Consider the following 16,816-nt stretch of genomic DNA (forward strand, 5'->3'; position numbering starts at 1 on the left):
GGCTGGCCGTAACCTCGGCACTCCTTTCTGCAACGCTGGAGAATGGCGAAATCCTTTGCGAAGTCGTCCTTCTCCCCGTCACTATACGGGGAGAAGATGCCGGCAGGCAGATGAGGGGCGGCGCCGACAGCGACCGTTAGCCGGTCAGGAGCCGGCTTTACCGAATCTATCCCCGGAGAGTTCGGCGATGATTGCATCTACCTGGGCGCGCGCCGCCTCCATCCCCTGCCCGGTTTCGATGACGAAATCCGCCAGCCTGCGTTTTTCGGCGTCCGGCACCTGCTTGGCCAGAATCGCCGCCAGTTTCTCCTCGGTCATGCCAGGCCGTACCAGCACGCGCTGACGCTGGACTTCCGCTGGTGCGGTGACGACGACGACCTTGTCGACGCGGTTGCGGCCGCCGGTCTCGAACAGCAGTGGAATATCGAGGACGGCGATCGATTCGCCTGCGTTACGATGCTTGGCCAGGAAGGCATCGGCGTCGGCGCGCACCAGCGGATGGATGATGGCTTCGAGCCGCTTCAGCGCGGCGGCGTCACCAAGCACACGGGCGCCGAGTTTTGCGCGATCAACCGCGCCGCCCACGGTGGTTCCGGGAAACGCCGCCTCGACCAACGGCGCTGCCTTGCCGGCATAGAGGCGATGCACCGTCTCGTCGGAATCATGCACCGGCACGCCGGCCTCGGCAAACATCTTGGCCGTCGTCGACTTGCCCATGCCGATCGAACCGGTGAGGCCGAGCACGATCATGCTTTCGGTACCAGATCGGCAACGATGATCGCGCGGAGCTCAGCCGTGACTTGCGGCCTGACACCGAACCAGTGTTCGAAACCGGGCACGGCCTGATTGAGCAGCATGCCGAGGCCGTCGACCGTCTTCAGCCCCCTGGCGCGCGCCGCGGCAAGCAGCGGCGTTTCCAGCGGCACATAGACAATATCGGTGACGATGGCGTGATCCGGCAGCAGGGTCGGATCGGCGGGGAGACCTTCATTGCCATGCATGCCGAGTGCGGTGGTGTTGACCAGCAGGCCGGCATCGTCAAGCAATTCGCCGGTTGCCGCCACGCCGTGCGCCGATACGCCGGCGCCGAAGCGGTCCCGCAATTCCTGCGCCCGGGCAAGCGTGCGGTTGACGATGCGGATGTCCGATATGCCGCGCTGCTTCAGCGCATGGATGACGGCCCGCGACGCGCCGCCGGCGCCAAGCACCACCGCCGGGCCTTTGCTTGCCCAGCCCGGCGCATGGTCGTCGAGATTGGCGGCAAAGCCGTGGCCGTCGGTGTTGCCGCCCCACAGGGTGCCGTCCTCGAACCACAGCGTGTTGACGGCGCCGATCTCTTCCGCCGCCTGGTCGCGGCGGCCGGCCAGCGCGAAGGCGGCCTCCTTGTGCGGGATGGTGACATTGCCGCCGCGATATCCGTTCGCCCGCAACGTCGCCAGGAAATCGGCAAAATCCCGCGGCGCCACATCGATCGCCTCGTAGCTGCCGTCGATGCCGTGCTTGGCCAGCCAGTATCCGTGGATCTTCGGCGAGCGCGAATGCTTGATCGGATGGCCCGTGACGAAAGCCTTCTTCGCTGCTTCAGCCATCAATCGCTCCAAGCGTGCGCAGTTCAGCCAGCAGCGGCAGAAGCGGCAGGCCGACAATGGTGAAATGGTCGCCTTCGATTTTCTCGAAAAGCTGAATGCCTTCGCCCTCGACCTGGTAGGCGCCGACGCTGGCCAGCGCCTTGGCGCCGACACGGGCGAGATGCCGGCCGATGAAGGCGGGGTCGAGCTTGCGCATGGTCATGCCGGCGATGCCGACATGACGCCACAGCACCTTGCCGTCCCGCACCAGCACGGCGGCACTGTTGAGCTGATGGGTCTTGCCCGACAGCGCCAGGAGATGGCGGCGCGCGCCCTCCATGTCGGCCGGCTTGTGGAACACTTCGTCGCCGAGCGACAAGGTCTGGTCGCAGCCGAGCACCAGGGCACCCGGCCTGCGCTCGCTGACTTCGGTCGCCTTCGCCTCGGCCAGCACCAAAGCGACGTCCTCCGGCGAGATGCCACTGTCCTGCAACGGCGCCTCGAGCGCGCGCTCATCGACATCGGCCGGCACCGCTTCGACATCGACGCCGGCATTGACGAGCATCGCCTTGCGAAACGGACTGCTGGAGGCGAGGATGATTTTCTCGGTCATTTTTTTGCACGCCTGATTGCCTAAAAGTCGGTTGATCTGATTTGAACCAAGCCGAACACGGGGGACGCTATTCCTGGACCGCTGCACTCGTCGGCCATCGTCACGGCATGGATCCTAGGGTCTGCGCCGCGTCGCTTCGCTCCTTGCTCCGCCCTAGGATGACGAAAACACAAATAGCCCGCTGCTAACTGCGCAAGCGTTGGAGATTGGCAGAAACGATCCTCCCTTCGTCATCCTAGGGCGAAGCAGGAGCGAAGCTCCGTCGCGGAGACCCTAGGATCCATGCCGTGACTTTCACGCATCCCGGCGGTGGGTGTCAGCAACGCGTCGCACGGCTCCAATTATCTCGACTTCCCTCTTAGGGCAACGATCGCCGCCGCCGTTTCCTCGATCGAGCGGCGGCTGACATCGATCATCGGCCAGCCGTGCCGCGTGCAGATCTGGCGGGCGTAGGCGAGTTCTTCGTTGATGGCGGCGCGGTCGACGTAATCGGTCGGCATGTAGGAGCTGCTGTTGCCGAGGATGCGGTTCTGGCGCACATGCGAGATGCGCTCGGCGGTGGCGATCAGACCGACCACCAGCGGCGTCCTGGCATTGACCAGGCTTTCGGGCACCGGCACGCCGAGCACGATCGGGATGTTGGCGGTCTTGATGCCGCGGTTGGCGAGATAGATGCTGGTCGGCGTCTTCGACGTCCGCGAAATGCCGATCAGCACGACATCGGCATCGTCCATGTTGGCCGGCAGCTGGCCGTCATCATGATCCATGGTGAAATTGAGGGCGTCGATGCGGCGGAAATATTCGGCGTCGAGAACATGCTGGGCTCCGACGCGGCGGCCGGCCGGCGTGCCGAGATAGGACTGGAAGACGGTGAGCACCGGCTCCAGTACCGAAACGCAGGGCAGGCCCATGGTGGCACAGCGCTCGTCGATGCCGCGCGCCAGCTTCTGGTCGACGACCGTGTAGAGGATGATGCCCGGCTCCTCCTCGATATCCTCAAACACCTTGGCCACCTGCTTCTCGGTGCGGATCAGCGGGTAGATATGCTCGATGGCGCGCGCATCCTTGTACTGCGCCGAAGCCGCCCGGCCGGCGGCAAGCAGCGTTTCGCCGGTCGCGTCGGAAATCAGGTGCAGGTGAAAGAAGCTCTGGGGTTTGTTCACAGGGATCACCTGGGGCTGTGGGCGGATGTGGATAAGGTCGGACAGCGAGACTGGCTCGTCGGGGGCGACTGTATCAGATGCCGGTTTGTCCACAATTCGATGTGCTGTCAGCTTCGTCGAGCGGCTGGGGACAAATCTGGGGACCGGCTTTTTTGCTCTTCGGCTGTCCACAGGAGGGACTTTTTCCAAGTGTCTCTAAGGCTTTGACTCCAGTGACGGATTCCGGACGATCCCCAGAACCCTGCATTCGGGAGTAAGAAGCGCGCGACAATATGCTTGCTGGCTTTTCGCCTGACGAAGCGGGACAGGTGACAACCACCACAACCAACAGACTCTTAGAATCAGAAGAATCTTAGATATAAGAATATTTGATTAGAAAGAGGCTTGGAGGAGCGAGCGCTCGATGCCCCGAAACCGGATCATGCTGGATGTCCTGAAGGGCAAGGCATTTTTTCCTCCCCCGCTCTGGATGATGCGTCAGGCCGGACGCTACCTGCCGGAGTACCGTGAAACGCGCAGGCGCGCCGGCTCGTTCCTCGACCTTTGCTACGATCCGGACCTTGCCGTTGAAGTGACGCTGCAGCCGATCGAGCGCTTCGGCTTCGATGCCTCGATCCTGTTCTCGGACATTCTTGTCGTGCCGCATGCGCTTGGCCGCGACGTGCGCTTCGAGGAGGGACGAGGACCGCTTCTGACGCCGATCTCGGCGCCCGAGATTTTCGCTCTGGAAAGCAAGGTGTTTCACGTGAATCTCGAACCGGTCTACGAGACGGTTCGCCGTTTGCGGGCCCGGCTGCCTGATGAGACCACCCTGATCGGCTTCTGCGGCGCGCCGTGGACGGTGGCGACCTATATGATCGCCGGCCATGGCACGCCGGACCAGGCGCCGGCGCGGCTGTTCGCCTATCGCGAGCCGGCGGCGTTTCGACAGCTGCTCAAGGTGCTCGCTGATTATTCGGCCGCCTATCTCATTCGCCAGATCGAGGCCGGAGCGGATGTCGTGCAGATTTTCGATTCCTGGTCCGGCGTTCTCGACGATGCCTCGTTTGAACAGTTCTGCGTTGAGCCGGTGGCCGAGATCGTCAGCCAAGTTCGCGCCGTCCATCCCGATGTCCCGATCATCGGCTTTCCCAAGGGCGCTGGCGCCCGCTACCAGACCTATCGCGAGAAGACCGGCGTGACGGGGCTGGGGATCGACTGGACCGTACCTCTGGCGGCCGCGAAGGCGTTGCAGCGTTCGGGTGCCGTCCAGGGCAATCTCGATCCGCTGCGGCTGGTGGCCGGCGGCCAGGCGCTTGCCGATGGCGTGGAGGCGATCCTGAAGGCGTTGGGGGATGGACCGCTGATCTTCAATCTCGGCCATGGCATCACCCCGGAGACACCAGTCGCGCATGTCGAGGCCATGGTGAAACTGGTGAGGAGCGCGACACGCTGATGGCTCGGTCAAATGAGATGAACAATCCTGGCAACACGAACAGCACCGGCCAGGCGATGATACGCATGACCGTCGGTATCGCCGCGCTGATCGTGCTGACGGCACTTTTGTTTTTCGTCGCGCCCGACAGGTTCTATCCCTGGGCGAAGGCGATCCATATCCTGGCCGTCATCTCCTGGATGGCCGGCATGCTCTATCTGCCACGTCTGTTCGTCTATCATGTCGATGCCGAGAAGGGGTCGGTGCAATCGGAGACTTTCAAGGTGATGGAGCGGCGCCTGCTGCGCGGCATCATCAATCCGGCGATGATCGTCACCTGGATGTTCGGGCTGTGGCTCGCCTGGAAAGGCTTTGCGTTCCAGGGCGGCTGGCTGCATGCCAAGATCGCCGCGGTGCTCCTGATGTCGGCCGTTCACGGCTATCTGGCCGGCGCGGTGCGGAAATTCGCTAGGGATAGCAACGAAAAGTCTGCGAAGCACTGGCGGATGGTCAACGAGATCCCCACATTGCTGATGATCGCAATCGTCATCTTGGTCGTCGTCAAGCCGTTCTGATGCACGTCGCCCAAAAGTGGTCCCGGTTCTGGGACAACGACATGCACAAGGTGTTTTGAGCCTTTTCGGGCTTGGCAAAACGCAGCTTGCTCTTTCACACGACCGACGATAAAAGACGGGTCTTCCTTCCCGTCATGCGCCGCCCCTCATTGTTTTCGGCCGCGCCCGGCATTTGTCGCATCCCGCCGATATTTTTTCCCAAAGCTCACCCAGAGTCCGTCTATGCAAGAAATGAAACTTACCGAGTTCAAGAACAAGAAACCGCCAGAGCTGATCGCTTATGCCGAATCGCTCGAGGTCGAGAACGCCAGTGTCATGCGCAAGCAGGAACTGATGTTCGCGATCCTGAAGAAGCTGGCCGCCCAGGACATCGAGATCATCGGCGATGGCGTGGTCGAAGTGCTTCAGGATGGGTTCGGCTTCCTGCGCTCGGCCAACGCCAACTATCTGCCAGGTCCCGACGACATCTATATCTCGCCATCGCAGATCCGGCGCTTTTCGCTGAAGACCGGCGATACGGTCGAAGGGCCGATCCGCAGCCCGAAAGAGGGCGAGCGCTATTTCGCGCTGCTCAAGGTCAACACCATCAATTTCGACGATCCCGAAAAGATCCGTCACAAGATCCACTTCGACAATCTGACGCCGCTCTATCCGACCAAGCGGCTGAAGATGGAGGTCGACAATCCGACCAGCAAGGACATCTCGCCGCGCGTGATCGACCTGGTGGCGCCGATCGGCAAGGGACAGCGTGCGTTGATCAACGCGCAGCCGCGTACCGGCAAGACGGTTCTCATGCAGAACATCGCCCACTCGATCACCGCCAACCATCCGGAATGCTATCTGATCGTGCTTCTGATCGATGAGCGGCCGGAGGAAGTGACCGACATGCAGCGCTCGGTGAAGGGCGAGGTGATCTCGTCGACCTTCGACGAGCCGGCGGTGCGCCACGTTCAGGTCGCCGAAATGGTGATCGAAAAGGCCAAGCGCCTGGTCGAACATGGCCGCGACGTCGTCATCCTGCTCGATTCCATCACCCGTCTCGGCCGCGCCTACAACACCGTGGTGCCGTCATCCGGCAAGGTGCTGACCGGCGGTGTCGACGCCAATGCGCTGCAGCGCCCGAAGCGCTTCTTCGGCGCCGCCCGCAACATCGAGGAAGGCGGTTCGCTGACCATCATCGCCACCGCGCTGATCGATACCGGCAGCCGCATGGACGAAGTCATCTTCGAAGAGTTCAAGGGCACCGGCAACTGCGAAATCCAGCTCGACCGCAAGGTGGCCGACAAGCGCATTTACCCGGCGATGGACATCCTCAAGTCCGGCACCCGTAAGGAAGACCTGCTGGTGCCGCGCGCGGACCTGCAGAAGATCTTCGTGCTGCGCCGCATCCTGGCGCCGATGGGAACCACCGACGCGATCGAGTTCCTCATCGACAAGCTCAAGCAGACCAAGACCAACGCTGATTTCTTCGATTCGATGAACACGTAGTTCAGCTCACCCTCCCCCTTGTGGGGAGGGTCGATCCGCGAAGCGGAGCGGGGTGGGGGTCTGCGCCAAGGTAGCGCTTTACTAGCACCCCCACCCCGTCTCATGCTCTACGCTTCGCTCGATCACGAGCCGACCCTCCCCACAAGGGGGAGGGTGAGGCACTATCGCCGCAACAGCCGCTCCAATTCCTCAGCATCCGTCACCCCCGGCAGGCAGACTTGGCCAGTGCAAAGCCAGGCGCCCGGCCTGTTGGTCGGCGGGAAGATGCCGCCAGGCAGCAAGGGTCGATTCGCTTCCGAACCGATCACGGCAATGATGTCGACGCGGCGCGGGTCAGGATTTCGATTCGCAACCGGAACAAGCCTTGGATCATCCGCACCATCCACGATGACCAGCTTCAGCGGTTCGAGCGCAAGCGCGCAGGCATTGACGATGCCGGCCTGCCCATAGGTCTGGTGCGCGGCGCGGCCGGCGGCGTGCTCGGCAATTTTCCACGCTTTCTCCTGCAGTTCGAGATCGCCGGTGACGGAAGCGAGCCGGACCAGTGCCTCGATGATCTGGCTGGTGGCGGACGGAATGGCCTCGTCGACATCGCCCCTGATGCGGATCGGCACGTCGGTGCAGTCCGAGGCGGTCAGATAATAGCCCGTCTTTTCTGCGTCGGCATGCCAGAGGTTGAGCTGCTCGACGAAGCCGCCGGCTTGATCGATATAGCTCCAATCGCCTGACGCCTCGAACAGCGAGATCGCCGCATTGGCCATGGCGGCGTAGTCGCACGACAAAGCCGGAAACAATCTCTTCGGGCCGAGCATCGAATGCGGCAAGCGGTTGTCGCGGCTGGCCGTGCTGATATGGGCAAAGGCTTTTGCCGCGGCTTCGATCCAGTCTTGCCGCCCCAGCGAGCGGCCGGCCTCGGCCAGCGCCGCGATCATCCGGCCGTTCCAGTCGGTGAGGATCTTCGCATCCAGGCCTGGCCTGACTCGACGTTCGCGGGCGGCAAGGATTTTTGCCGTGAGCGGGATCAGCCGTTCGCGGTCGGCCACGCTCTGGGCTTGCTGGGCGCGGGTTTGGTGGACAACCGGCTTGCCTTCCCATCCATGCGGGCTGGAGAGCGTGAAGTATTTGAAAAACAAAGCTGAATCGTCACCAAGCGCGGCCTCGATCTCGTCCTTGCTCCAGGTGTAGAACAGCCCTTCCTCGCCCTCGCTGTCGGCGTCGAGACTGGCGGCGAAGGCGCCGCCGTCGACGCGCATTTCGCGCAGCAGCCACTCGACGGTGCCTTCGATTCGTATCCGGAACAAATCATTGCCGCTCGCGGCGTAAGCCCAGTTGCAGAAGCGGATCAGCTCCGCGTTGTCGTAGAGCATCTTCTCGAAATGCGGCACCAGCCATCCCGCGTCGGTCGAGTAACGGCTGAGCCCGCCGCCGATGTGATCATAGATGCCGCCGCTCAGCATCTGTTCCAGGCTGGTGAGGACATCGTCGCGATGGGTGGCGTTGCCGTCACGCAGCCAGGACAGCCACAGCGTGAGCATGAAGGGCGCGTTCGGGAATTTCGGCGCGCCGCGCAGACCGCCAAGGTCGCGATCGATCATGCCGTCGATGCGGCCGGCGAGGTCGGACAGCGTTTCGCGATCGAGAAGCGCCTTGGCATGCGTGCCCGAGAGCCGCGCCTCGACATGGCTTGTCAGGCCGTCGGCGCTCTGATGCAGGCTGGCCCTCTTCTCGCGCCAGGCCTTGTCGACCGCTTCCATCACCTGGATGAAGCCTGGACGGCCATAGCGCTGCTCACGCGGGAAATAGGTGCCGCCCCAGAATGGTTTGCCGTCCGGCGTCAGGAACATGGTCAGCGGCCAGCCGCCTTGCTCGCCCATCGAAGACAGCGCGGCCATATAGATCTGGTCGATGTCGGGACGCTCCTCGCGGTCGACCTTGATATTGACGAACAGACGGTTCATGACGGCGGCGACGTCGTCATTCTCGAAGCTTTCATGCGCCATGACATGGCACCAATGACAGGCGGCATAGCCGACGGAGAGCAGGATCGGCCTGTCCAGGGCCTTTGCTTCTTCCAGCGCGGCCGGCGACCAGCCGCGCCAATGGACCGGATTGCCGCTATGCTGCTGCAGATAGGGGCTGGCTTCGTCGGCAAGCAGGTTTTGCGCGGGCAATGTCACAATTGGCAACTCGGGGTAACTCGGTTCAGGCGAAAGCTAGGGCGGTTCAACAGAGCGGGCAAATGATTTCAGGCGATTCGATCGTTGCGCTGTCGAGCGGCCGGCTTCCGGCCGGCGTCGCCGTGCTGCGCATTTCCGGCCCGCAGACTCGATTCGTTATCGAAACGATTGCTGGCGGCATGGTTAAGGACCGGACGGCGGTCTTGCGCCGGTTCCGGGCACCGGACGGAACCTTGCTGGACAGCGGTCTCGTCATTTTCTTCCCAGGCCCGGCCAGCTTTACCGGTGAGGACGTCGCCGAATTCCATGTTCATGGCGGGCGCGCCGTCGTCGCCCGGATGCTGGAGGTGATTGCCGGTTTTGACGGCGTCAGACACGCCGAGCCAGGCGAATTCACGCGTCGCGCCTTTCTCAATGGCAAGGTCGACCTGGTCGAAACCGAAGCGCTGGCCGACCTGGTCAATGCCGAGACCGAGGCGCAACGGCGTTTTGCCATCCAGAATGCCGAGGGCGTCCAGAGCGAGCTTTATATGAGCTGGCGCCGGCGGCTGATCCATGCGCGGGCGATGATCGAGGCCGAGATCGACTTTGCCGACGAGGAGGATGTGCCGGGTTCCGTTTCGGACGCGGTTTGGTCCGACGTGCGGACTATGATCGATGAGATCGACCATCATATTGCCGGTTTCCGCGCGGCGGAGATTATTCGCGACGGGTTCGAGGTCGTTATTCTCGGTGCGCCCAATGCCGGCAAGTCGAGTCTGTTCAACGCCTTGGCGCGGCGGGATGCCGCTATTGTAACGGATGAACCCGGCACGACACGTGATCTGCTCGAGGTGGCGCTGGATCTCAGTGGGCTGTGCGTCAGGCTGACGGACACCGCGGGTCTGCGCGAAGCGCCGGGCAAGGTCGAGGCGATCGGCATCGAGAGGGCGCGGGCCAGGGCGGATCGGGCGGATCTGCTGCTGCTGCTGCAGGATGCGACCCAGCCCAAGACTATCGACCTGCCCACAGCCACCGCGGCCGCATTGCGCGTCGGGACCAAGATCGATCTGCTGGACCTCAAGGCAGCTGGAGAGATCGAGATGCGTTATGACTTCGGCATTTCGGTTGTGAACGGGGCCGGATTGGAAGCGCTGCTTGCTGAAATCGGACGACGTGCCGCAGACGCCGCCGGCGGTGTCGGCGACGTCTTGCCGTCGCGGCTGCGTCATGTCGAATTGCTTGGCGAGACCAGGCGACATCTGGTCCGCGCGATTGACGGCAACGTTGCGGGCCAGGAGCTGCGCGCCGAGGAGTTGCGGCTGGCGGCCGACCAGCTTGGCCGGATCGTCGGCGCAATCGATGTCGAGGACATGCTGGATGTGATCTTTTCGCAGTTCTGCATCGGCAAATGACTCACGTGAAACACGACCCCGACCGGCGATTCAGTGACTCACGTGAAACACAATAGCGGACGTTGGCGCCGCCCCTCATTGCCCTGCCGGGCATTTCTCCCCGTATAGAGACGGGGAGAAAGAAGCTGGCCGCGACACCGGTGATTCTTTGCAAACGCTGGCAGGTTGGCGAAATCGGGGATGACAGCGCCCCTCTCCCCGTCACTATACGGGGAGAGGATGCCGGCAGGCAGGTGAGGGGCAGCACTGACCGATAGTGATTGCCGTACTGAACAGATGCGACTCACGTGAAACACGACAATGAGCTGTCGTCATGTTGTTTCACGTGAAACTTGCCGCGAGTTTTCTTGACAGCTTCGCCCTGCGGGGACATGTGTCCCTCTATCTCTGTTCGAGACCAGGATTTGGAAATGACCGATCACTATGATGTGGTTGTGGTGGGTGGCGGCCACGCGGGTTGCGAGGCGGCCAGTGCTGCCGCGCGCGCCGGCGCTCGGACGGCGCTGGTGACGCTGCGCTTCGACACGATCGGCGTGATGTCATGCAATCCGGCGATCGGGGGGCTCGGCAAGGGACATCTGGTTCGCGAGATCGACGCCATGGACGGGCTGATGGGCCGGGTGGCGGATTCGGCCGGCATCCAGTTCCGCCTGCTCAACCGCCGCAAGGGCCCGGCGGTGCGCGGCCCGCGCACCCAGGCGGACAGAAAGCTCTATCGCCTTGCCATGCAGGAAGCGATTCGGCAGCAGAACGATCTCCACGTGGTCGAAGCGGAGGTTCTGGATTTCGAAATCAATGAGGGACGGATCGCGGCTGTTCTCCTGGCCGACGGAAGGCGGCTTGCCTGCGGCGCCGTGGTTCTGACCACCGGTACCTTCCTGCGCGGCCTCATTCATATTGGCGAGAAGAAGATCGTCGCCGGCCGTATGAATGAGCAGGCCAGTATCGGCTTGTCGGCGACGATGAGCCGCGTAGGCTTCAAGCTCGGCCGGCTGAAGACCGGTACGCCGCCGCGGCTGGACGGGAAAACCATCGACTGGGGATCGCTGGAAAGCCAGGCGGCGGATGAAGACCCGGTGCCATTTTCTCTGATGACCGACCGCATCGAGACCCCGCAGATCGAATGCGGCATCACCCGCACGACGCCGGCCACGCATGAGTTGATCCGCGCCAATCTCGGCCGCTCCGCCATGTATTCCGGCTCAATCGAAGGCGTGGGGCCGCGCTATTGCCCATCGATCGAGGACAAGATCGTCAAGTTCGGCGACCGGGACGGCCATCAGATTTTCCTGGAGCCGGAAGGCCTCGACGACGACACGGTCTATCCCAACGGGATTTCGACCTCGTTGCCCGAGGATGTGCAGCTCGATATCCTGAAAACCATTCCGGGGCTCGAGCGTGCCATCATGCTGCAGCCCGGCTATGCCATCGAATATGACCATGTCGATCCGCGCGAGCTCAATCAGACGCTGGAGACGAAGCGCGTCTCCGGCCTCTTCCTTGCCGGGCAGATCAACGGAACGACCGGTTATGAAGAAGCCGCCGGCCAGGGCCTGCTGGCGGGGCTCAACGCGGCGCGTCGCGCGTCGGGCAGCGAACAGATCGTGCTCAGCCGCACCGAGGCCTATATCGGCGTCATGGTCGATGACCTCACTAGCCGCGGCATCAGCGAGCCCTACCGGATGTTCACCTCGCGCGCCGAATTCCGGCTGTCGCTGCGCGCCGACAATGCCGATGAGCGGCTGACGCCGCTGGCGGCCCGGCTGGGCATCGTCTCGGCACAACGCATGCAGCGTTATGGCGAAATCATGCAGCGGCTTGACCAGGCGCGGGAGCTGGCGAAGTCGCTGACGATGACCCCGAATGAGGCGGCGCGTCATGGACTGGAGATCAATCGCGACGGTGTGCGCCGCTCCGGCTATGAGTTGCTGGCTTATCCCGACGTCGACATGGCCTGGCTGGCCAGGGTCGAGCCGAGATTTGCCGCCATCGACCCGAAGACTGCGGAACGTCTCGAAACGGAGGCGAAATATTCCGTCTATCTCGATCGCCAGAAGACCGATGTCGCGCAGATCCGCCATGAAGAGAGCCGGTTGATCCCGGAAACGGTCGATTTTGCCGGTGTGCCCGGCCTGTCCAACGAGTTGAAGCAGAAGATGCAGGCACGGCAGCCGCGCTCCATCGCCGACGCACAGCGCATGGAAGGCATGACGCCGGCGGCATTGGCGATTATTGTCGCCCATGTCCGGCACCATGAGAGTGCGCAGAGGAATGTTGCGTGAGCTCTTTCTCCTGGAAGAGCCTGCAGGACGCGGCCGGCCCGGTTTCACGTGAAACATTCGAGCGCCTGGTGGCGTTCGAAGAGATGTTCCAGAAATGGAACCGCAGCATCAATCTCGTGGCGCAGTCGACCTCGGGCGATGTCTGGCAGCGTCATATCCTGGATAGTGCCCAGCTCGCTCGCATCGAGCCCGATGCCAGGCATTGGGTCGACATCGGCTCGGGCGGCGGATTTCCGGGGCTGGTCATGGCGTTTCTGATCGCCGAGCGCGACGGGGCGAGCATCGATCTGGTGGAAAGCAACCGCAAGAAAGCCTCGTTCCTGCAGACCGTCATCGGCCAGTTCAACCTGCCGGCGCGGGTCGTGGCGCGCCGCATCGAAGACAGCCATGCGCTTGTTTCGGCGCCGCAAATCGTCACCGCGCGGGCGCTGGCCCCGCTTTCGGTCCTCCTGGACCTGTCGGCGCCGTGGCTGACGTCAGGCGCGCGCGGGCTGTTTCACAAAGGCCGGGATTACCGCGCCGAAGTGCAAGAAAGCGTTAACCGATGGTCCTTCGATCTGGTAGAACATCCCAGTGTGACCGATCCTCATGGCGTCATCCTCGAACTGTCCGACCTGCGACCTGCCTGATCTTCGACCTGTCAGGCTATTTGGCGACCCAAAAATGAATTTCTGGCATAAACCCATGATGAAGACCCGAATCATCACCGTAGCCAACCAGAAGGGCGGTGTCGGCAAGACGACCACCGCCATCAATCTGGCCACCGCCTTGGCCGCCATCGGTGAAAAGGTGCTGATCGTCGATCTCGATCCGCAAGGCAATGCGAGCACGGGCCTCGGCATCGACCGCAAGGACCGCACCGTTTCTTCCTATGATGTGCTGACGGGCGAACTCGAGCTGGAAGCCGCGGCCATTCCGACCGCCGTGCCCGGTCTGTCGATCGTGCCGTCGACGCTCGACCTGCTCGGCATCGAAATGGAGATCGCCTCGGCGCCGGATCGGGTGCTGCGGCTGCGCAACGCCTTGCGTGCCGCCTCGGCGCGTTCGGCGGGCTTCGGCTATGTGCTGATAGACTGCCCGCCGTCGCTCAACCTTTTGACGCTCAATTCGATGGCGGCGGCCGATTCGGTGCTGGTGCCGCTGCAATGCGAGTTCTTCGCGCTCGAAGGGCTCAGCCAATTGCTGGAAACCGTCGAGCAGGTGCGCCGCTCGATCAATCCGGACCTCACCATCCAGGGCATCGTGCTGACCATGTATGACGGCCGCAACAATCTCGCCAACCAGGTGGTGCAGGACGTGCGGGAGCATATGGGCGACAAGGTCTACGAGACCATCATTCCGCGCAATGTGCGGGTGTCAGAGGCGCCTTCCTACGGCAAGCCGGCGATCCTCTACGATTTGAAATGTTCGGGCAGCCAGGCCTATCTGCAACTGGCCTCGGAAGTGATCCGCCGCGAGCGCAAATTGCGCGCCGCTTGATAAGGCCCGTCGCATCAAAGCCGATTCGATACCGAAACGATCCGAAGACCTGGAATAGACATGAGCGAAGACCTTTCGAGAAAAAGACTGGGCCGCGGGCTGGCCGCACTGATCGGTGAGATCGACCGGCCAGCGGCACCGGAAAAGCCCGGGATGAGCGCCGACGGCAAGGTGCCGATCGAGTTCCTTAGCCCGAACCCTAAAAATCCGCGCCGGCATTTCGGTGACGCCGAGCTGACCGACCTCGCTCAGTCGATCCGCGAGCATGGCGTGGTGCAGCCGGTGGTGGCGCGGCCATCGCCGACGCAGGCGGGCCGCTACGAAATCATCGCCGGCGAGCGGCGCTGGCGGGCGGCGCAGCGCGCCGGGCTGAGCGAGATCCCGGTCATCATCCGCGAGGTCAATGATCGCACCGCGCTCGAGCTGGCCATCATCGAGAACGTCCAGCGCACCGACCTCAACGCCGTCGAGGAAGCGCTGGGTTACCTGCAGCTGATCGACGAGCACGGCTATACCCAGGCCGACCTCGGCAATGTGATCGGCAAGAGCCGCAGCCACGTCGCCAACACGCTGCGGCTGCTGAAGCTGCCGGAGGTGATCCGCGACATGCTGGTCGACGGCGCGCTGTCGGCCGGCCATGCCCGCACGCTGGTGACGGCGGAGGATCCGGCTGGCCTTGCCAAGCGGATCGTCGAGGAAGGGCTTTCGGTGCGCCAGGCCGAAGCGCTGGCGCAGATGCCGGCCGGCCCCACTCCGGCCAAGCCGAAGCAGGCACAGACGGCGCCGGAAAAGGATACGGACACGCTGGCGCTGGAAAAGCTGATGACCGACACGCTCGGCATGATCGTGTCGATCGACCACAAGGGCAAAGGCGGCGAGCTGCGGGTGTCGTACCGCTCGCTGGAGCAACTTGACGAGCTGTGCCGGAGACTGAAGCAGGAGAGGTAATTAGCCGGCGAATTACCTTCAGGATTGAGCGTGGGCTGGCGATTGCCAGCCCTTCTCTTTTCAGCGCTGGTGATTGGCGAAATCGCCGAAGCGATCGATCTCCCCCCTTGAGGGGGAGATGGCCGGCAGGCCAGAGGGGGTCGCCTCCATCAAGCGCCGGCGCCCTGCCGGGACGGAGAAGAGGTCGGCGCTCTACATCCGGCGACCCCCTCTGTCGCCTTCGGCGACATCTCCCCCTCGAGGGGGGAGATTAGTTGCGCTGGCCCAGCCTCGCGCTTTCCACCGCGATCCCCAGCAGCGCCTGCCGCGCCAGGGCCACAGAAAGGTCCGGCCGCCGGCGTGTCTGCAGCACGGCGGTCTGCAGCCGGGTCAGGGCGCGGCCGAGCGCTTCGCTGCTCCAGCGTTCCAGCGCCTTCTCCACCAGCTTGCGCCGCGAGAAGAAAACCGGCGGGCGGGCACCGGCAACGACCGAGGCGGCATTGCGCCCGCCTTGTTCCATCTGGCCGCGCATCACCTGGATCTGCTGCAATTGCCGCATGGCCGAGGACAGCACCAGGAAAGGCGGCCCGCCGGACTGGCAGTGGCGGGTGAAGGCGGTGTCGAAGTCGGCGACCTTGCCTTCGAGCAGCGCATCGACGGCATCGTCGAACGAGGCGCCGGACACGTCGCCCGACATGGCCCTCACCTCTTCCAGTCCGATCTCCTTCTGGCCGTGGGCATAGAGAACAAGCTTCTCGATCTCGCCGCGCGAAGCCAGCCGGTCGCCGCCGAGATTGCGGCGCAGCGCCTGCCGGGCCTCCAGCGTCATCGACATGCCGGCCTTGCGCAGCTCGTCGTCGATGACGGTGTCGATGTCGCGGGCTTCATCGGCGTAGCAGGGCAGCGCCATGGCGTTGTCCGCGCCCTCCACCACGGCGCGCAGGCCGACGCCTTTCTTGAGATCGCCGGCCTCGATCAGGATGATGGCATCGCGCGCGGGCTCCGCTGTCAGCGCCTTGACGTCGTCGGCCAGCGCCTTCTGGCCGCCGGCATTGCGCACCCAAAGCAGCCGCCGGTCGGAAAACATCGGCACGGTGCGGGCTTCATCGAGCAGGCGGCCCTCGTCGCGGTCGACCTCCGAACCCTCGAGCCGGACCACCGAGAAGGGATCGTCGAGCGGCAGGCCGGTCTTTGCGGCAAAGGCCTTCGCCCGCTCGGAAACGAGGCCACGGTCAGGGCCGTAAAGCAGGACGATGGAGATGCGCGGATCGGGCTTCGCCAGCCACGAATCGACCTCGAAAGCTTTCTTCTGTGCCATCGGGCGTGGTTAGCATGATGTGGCAAAGTCTGCGACTCCGTCGTGTCTTGGGCTTGTCTCCAGCTGTCAATGTCGGCGCCGCCCCTCACCTGCCTGCCGGCATCCTCTCCCCGTAAACGGGGCGAGGGGTGCTGCCATCGATGGTTTCGCCAATCACCAACGTCGCAGAAAGAGGCGCCGGCGCTACGGCTAGCTTCTTTCTCCCCGTTCACGGGGAGAAATGCCCGGCAGGGCAATGAGGGGCGGCGCGGACATTGCCGGCAATGCGTCGTCCAAATGCCTTATCTTCCGACAAACCTCGCGCAATCTTGCTCCAAATTACGCGACGCCGTCCAACATCGACAAGAAATTTCGCCGACATATCTTCATCTTGGTGCACCGGGAGGCTTGGTCGGCCGGCGCGGCCGGACCGGTGACC

At 63.4% G+C, this 16,816-nt stretch carries 14 protein-coding genes; 8 read left to right on the top strand and 6 right to left on the bottom strand.

What is annotated here, in order from left to right; all coding sequences use genetic code 11:
* Nucleotides 1-144: 144 nt before the first annotated feature.
* From coaE to JT360_RS21500, 4 genes are all read right to left on the bottom strand, one after another.
* Nucleotides 145-750, bottom strand: coding sequence for a dephospho-CoA kinase (coaE, locus tag JT360_RS21485; protein WP_214473821.1), 606 nt, complete (start codon nucleotides 748-750; stop codon nucleotides 145-147).
* Nucleotides 747-1,589: a shikimate dehydrogenase gene (locus tag JT360_RS21490; protein ID WP_214473823.1), complete on the bottom strand. Its 843-nt coding sequence runs from the start codon at nucleotides 1,587-1,589 to the stop codon at nucleotides 747-749. Before JT360_RS21490 ends, coaE begins: the two co-directional genes overlap by 4 nt.
* Nucleotides 1,582-2,181: a Maf-like protein gene (locus tag JT360_RS21495; RefSeq protein WP_214473829.1), complete on the bottom strand. Its 600-nt coding sequence runs from the start codon at nucleotides 2,179-2,181 to the stop codon at nucleotides 1,582-1,584. Before JT360_RS21495 ends, JT360_RS21490 begins: the two co-directional genes overlap by 8 nt.
* Nucleotides 2,182-2,522: 341 nt before the next feature.
* Nucleotides 2,523-3,344: a pyruvate, water dikinase regulatory protein gene (locus JT360_RS21500; protein ID WP_214473830.1), complete on the bottom strand. Its 822-nt coding sequence runs from the start codon at nucleotides 3,342-3,344 to the stop codon at nucleotides 2,523-2,525.
* Between the two features lie 403 nt (nucleotides 3,345-3,747).
* Between JT360_RS21500 and hemE the strand changes: the two genes are divergently transcribed.
* The 3 genes from hemE (at nucleotide 3,748) to rho (ending at nucleotide 6,821) form a co-directional block, all read left to right on the top strand.
* Nucleotides 3,748-4,779, top strand: a complete 1,032-nt coding sequence (hemE, locus tag JT360_RS21505) for a uroporphyrinogen decarboxylase (protein WP_214473831.1) — start codon at nucleotides 3,748-3,750, stop codon at nucleotides 4,777-4,779.
* A 17-nt stretch (nucleotides 4,780-4,796) separates the two neighbouring features.
* The gene (hemJ, locus tag JT360_RS21510; protein ID WP_214473969.1) at nucleotides 4,797-5,333 is read left to right on the top strand and encodes a protoporphyrinogen oxidase HemJ; all 537 of its coding nucleotides are present in this window, start codon (nucleotides 4,797-4,799) and stop codon (nucleotides 5,331-5,333) included.
* A gap of 222 nt (nucleotides 5,334-5,555) precedes the next feature.
* Nucleotides 5,556-6,821, top strand: coding sequence for a transcription termination factor Rho (gene rho, locus JT360_RS21515; protein WP_135899856.1), 1,266 nt, complete (start codon nucleotides 5,556-5,558; stop codon nucleotides 6,819-6,821).
* 161 nt (nucleotides 6,822-6,982) lie between these two features.
* Here rho and JT360_RS21520 read toward each other — a convergent pair whose 3' ends face one another.
* A complete protein-coding gene (locus JT360_RS21520; protein ID WP_214473832.1) occupies nucleotides 6,983-8,998 on the bottom strand; it encodes a thioredoxin domain-containing protein in 2,016 nt (671 codons plus the stop codon).
* A 62-nt stretch (nucleotides 8,999-9,060) separates the two neighbouring features.
* Here JT360_RS21520 and mnmE point away from each other — a divergent pair, with 62 nt between their 5' ends.
* The 5 genes from mnmE to JT360_RS21545 all read left to right on the top strand — a co-directional run bounded on the left by mnmE (nucleotide 9,061) and on the right by JT360_RS21545 (nucleotide 15,101).
* Complete coding sequence (gene mnmE / locus JT360_RS21525) at nucleotides 9,061-10,392, top strand: tRNA uridine-5-carboxymethylaminomethyl(34) synthesis GTPase MnmE (RefSeq protein ID WP_214473833.1); 1,332 nt, start codon at nucleotides 9,061-9,063, stop codon at nucleotides 10,390-10,392.
* Between the two features lie 410 nt (nucleotides 10,393-10,802).
* Entirely contained in the window at nucleotides 10,803-12,674 is a 1,872-nt protein-coding gene (gene mnmG, locus JT360_RS21530) for a tRNA uridine-5-carboxymethylaminomethyl(34) synthesis enzyme MnmG (RefSeq protein WP_214473835.1), read from the top strand.
* Nucleotides 12,671-13,303 carry a 16S rRNA (guanine(527)-N(7))-methyltransferase RsmG gene (gene rsmG, locus JT360_RS21535; protein WP_214473837.1) on the top strand — a complete coding sequence of 211 codons (633 nt, stop codon included), beginning with the start codon at nucleotides 12,671-12,673 and terminating at the stop codon, nucleotides 13,301-13,303. Before mnmG ends, rsmG begins: the two co-directional genes overlap by 4 nt.
* Before the next feature lie 55 nt (nucleotides 13,304-13,358).
* Complete coding sequence (locus tag JT360_RS21540) at nucleotides 13,359-14,153, top strand: ParA family protein (RefSeq protein WP_214473838.1); 795 nt, start codon at nucleotides 13,359-13,361, stop codon at nucleotides 14,151-14,153.
* Between the two features lie 60 nt (nucleotides 14,154-14,213).
* On the top strand, nucleotides 14,214-15,101 hold the full coding sequence (locus JT360_RS21545) for a ParB/RepB/Spo0J family partition protein (protein ID WP_214473840.1): 888 nt from the start codon (nucleotides 14,214-14,216) through the stop codon (nucleotides 15,099-15,101).
* A 250-nt stretch (nucleotides 15,102-15,351) separates the two neighbouring features.
* On the opposite strand, the gene holA is transcribed toward JT360_RS21545, so the two are convergent.
* On the bottom strand, nucleotides 15,352-16,398 hold the full coding sequence (gene holA, locus JT360_RS21550; RefSeq protein WP_214473843.1) for a DNA polymerase III subunit delta: 1,047 nt from the start codon (nucleotides 16,396-16,398) through the stop codon (nucleotides 15,352-15,354).
* Nucleotides 16,399-16,816 lie beyond the last annotated feature (418 nt).

The sequence above is a fragment of the Mesorhizobium sp. dw_380 genome (assembly GCF_018588885.1).
GTDB lineage: Bacteria > Pseudomonadota > Alphaproteobacteria > Rhizobiales > Rhizobiaceae > Mesorhizobium.

Excerpts from the sequence above, each read along its gene's own strand:
- JT360_RS21540 (WP_214473838.1), top strand. The coding sequence starts at position 13,359 with ATGATGAAGACCCGAATCATCACCGTAGCCAACCAGAAGGGCGGTGTC.
- JT360_RS21495 (WP_214473829.1), bottom strand. The coding sequence starts at position 2,181 with ATGACCGAGAAAATCATCCTCGCCTCCAGCAGTCCGTTTCGCAAGGCG.
- JT360_RS21490 (WP_214473823.1), bottom strand. The coding sequence starts at position 1,589 with ATGGCTGAAGCAGCGAAGAAGGCTTTCGTCACGGGCCATCCGATCAAG.
- hemE (WP_214473831.1), top strand. The coding sequence starts at position 3,748 with ATGCCCCGAAACCGGATCATGCTGGATGTCCTGAAGGGCAAGGCATTT.
- hemJ (WP_214473969.1), top strand. The coding sequence starts at position 4,797 with ATGAACAATCCTGGCAACACGAACAGCACCGGCCAGGCGATGATACGC.
- JT360_RS21545 (WP_214473840.1), top strand. The coding sequence starts at position 14,214 with ATGAGCGAAGACCTTTCGAGAAAAAGACTGGGCCGCGGGCTGGCCGCA.
- holA (WP_214473843.1), bottom strand. The coding sequence starts at position 16,398 with ATGGCACAGAAGAAAGCTTTCGAGGTCGATTCGTGGCTGGCGAAGCCC.
- mnmE (WP_214473833.1), top strand. The coding sequence starts at position 9,061 with ATGATTTCAGGCGATTCGATCGTTGCGCTGTCGAGCGGCCGGCTTCCG.
- coaE (WP_214473821.1), bottom strand. The coding sequence starts at position 750 with ATGATCGTGCTCGGCCTCACCGGTTCGATCGGCATGGGCAAGTCGACG.
- rho (WP_135899856.1), top strand. The coding sequence starts at position 5,556 with ATGCAAGAAATGAAACTTACCGAGTTCAAGAACAAGAAACCGCCAGAG.
- mnmG (WP_214473835.1), top strand. The coding sequence starts at position 10,803 with ATGACCGATCACTATGATGTGGTTGTGGTGGGTGGCGGCCACGCGGGT.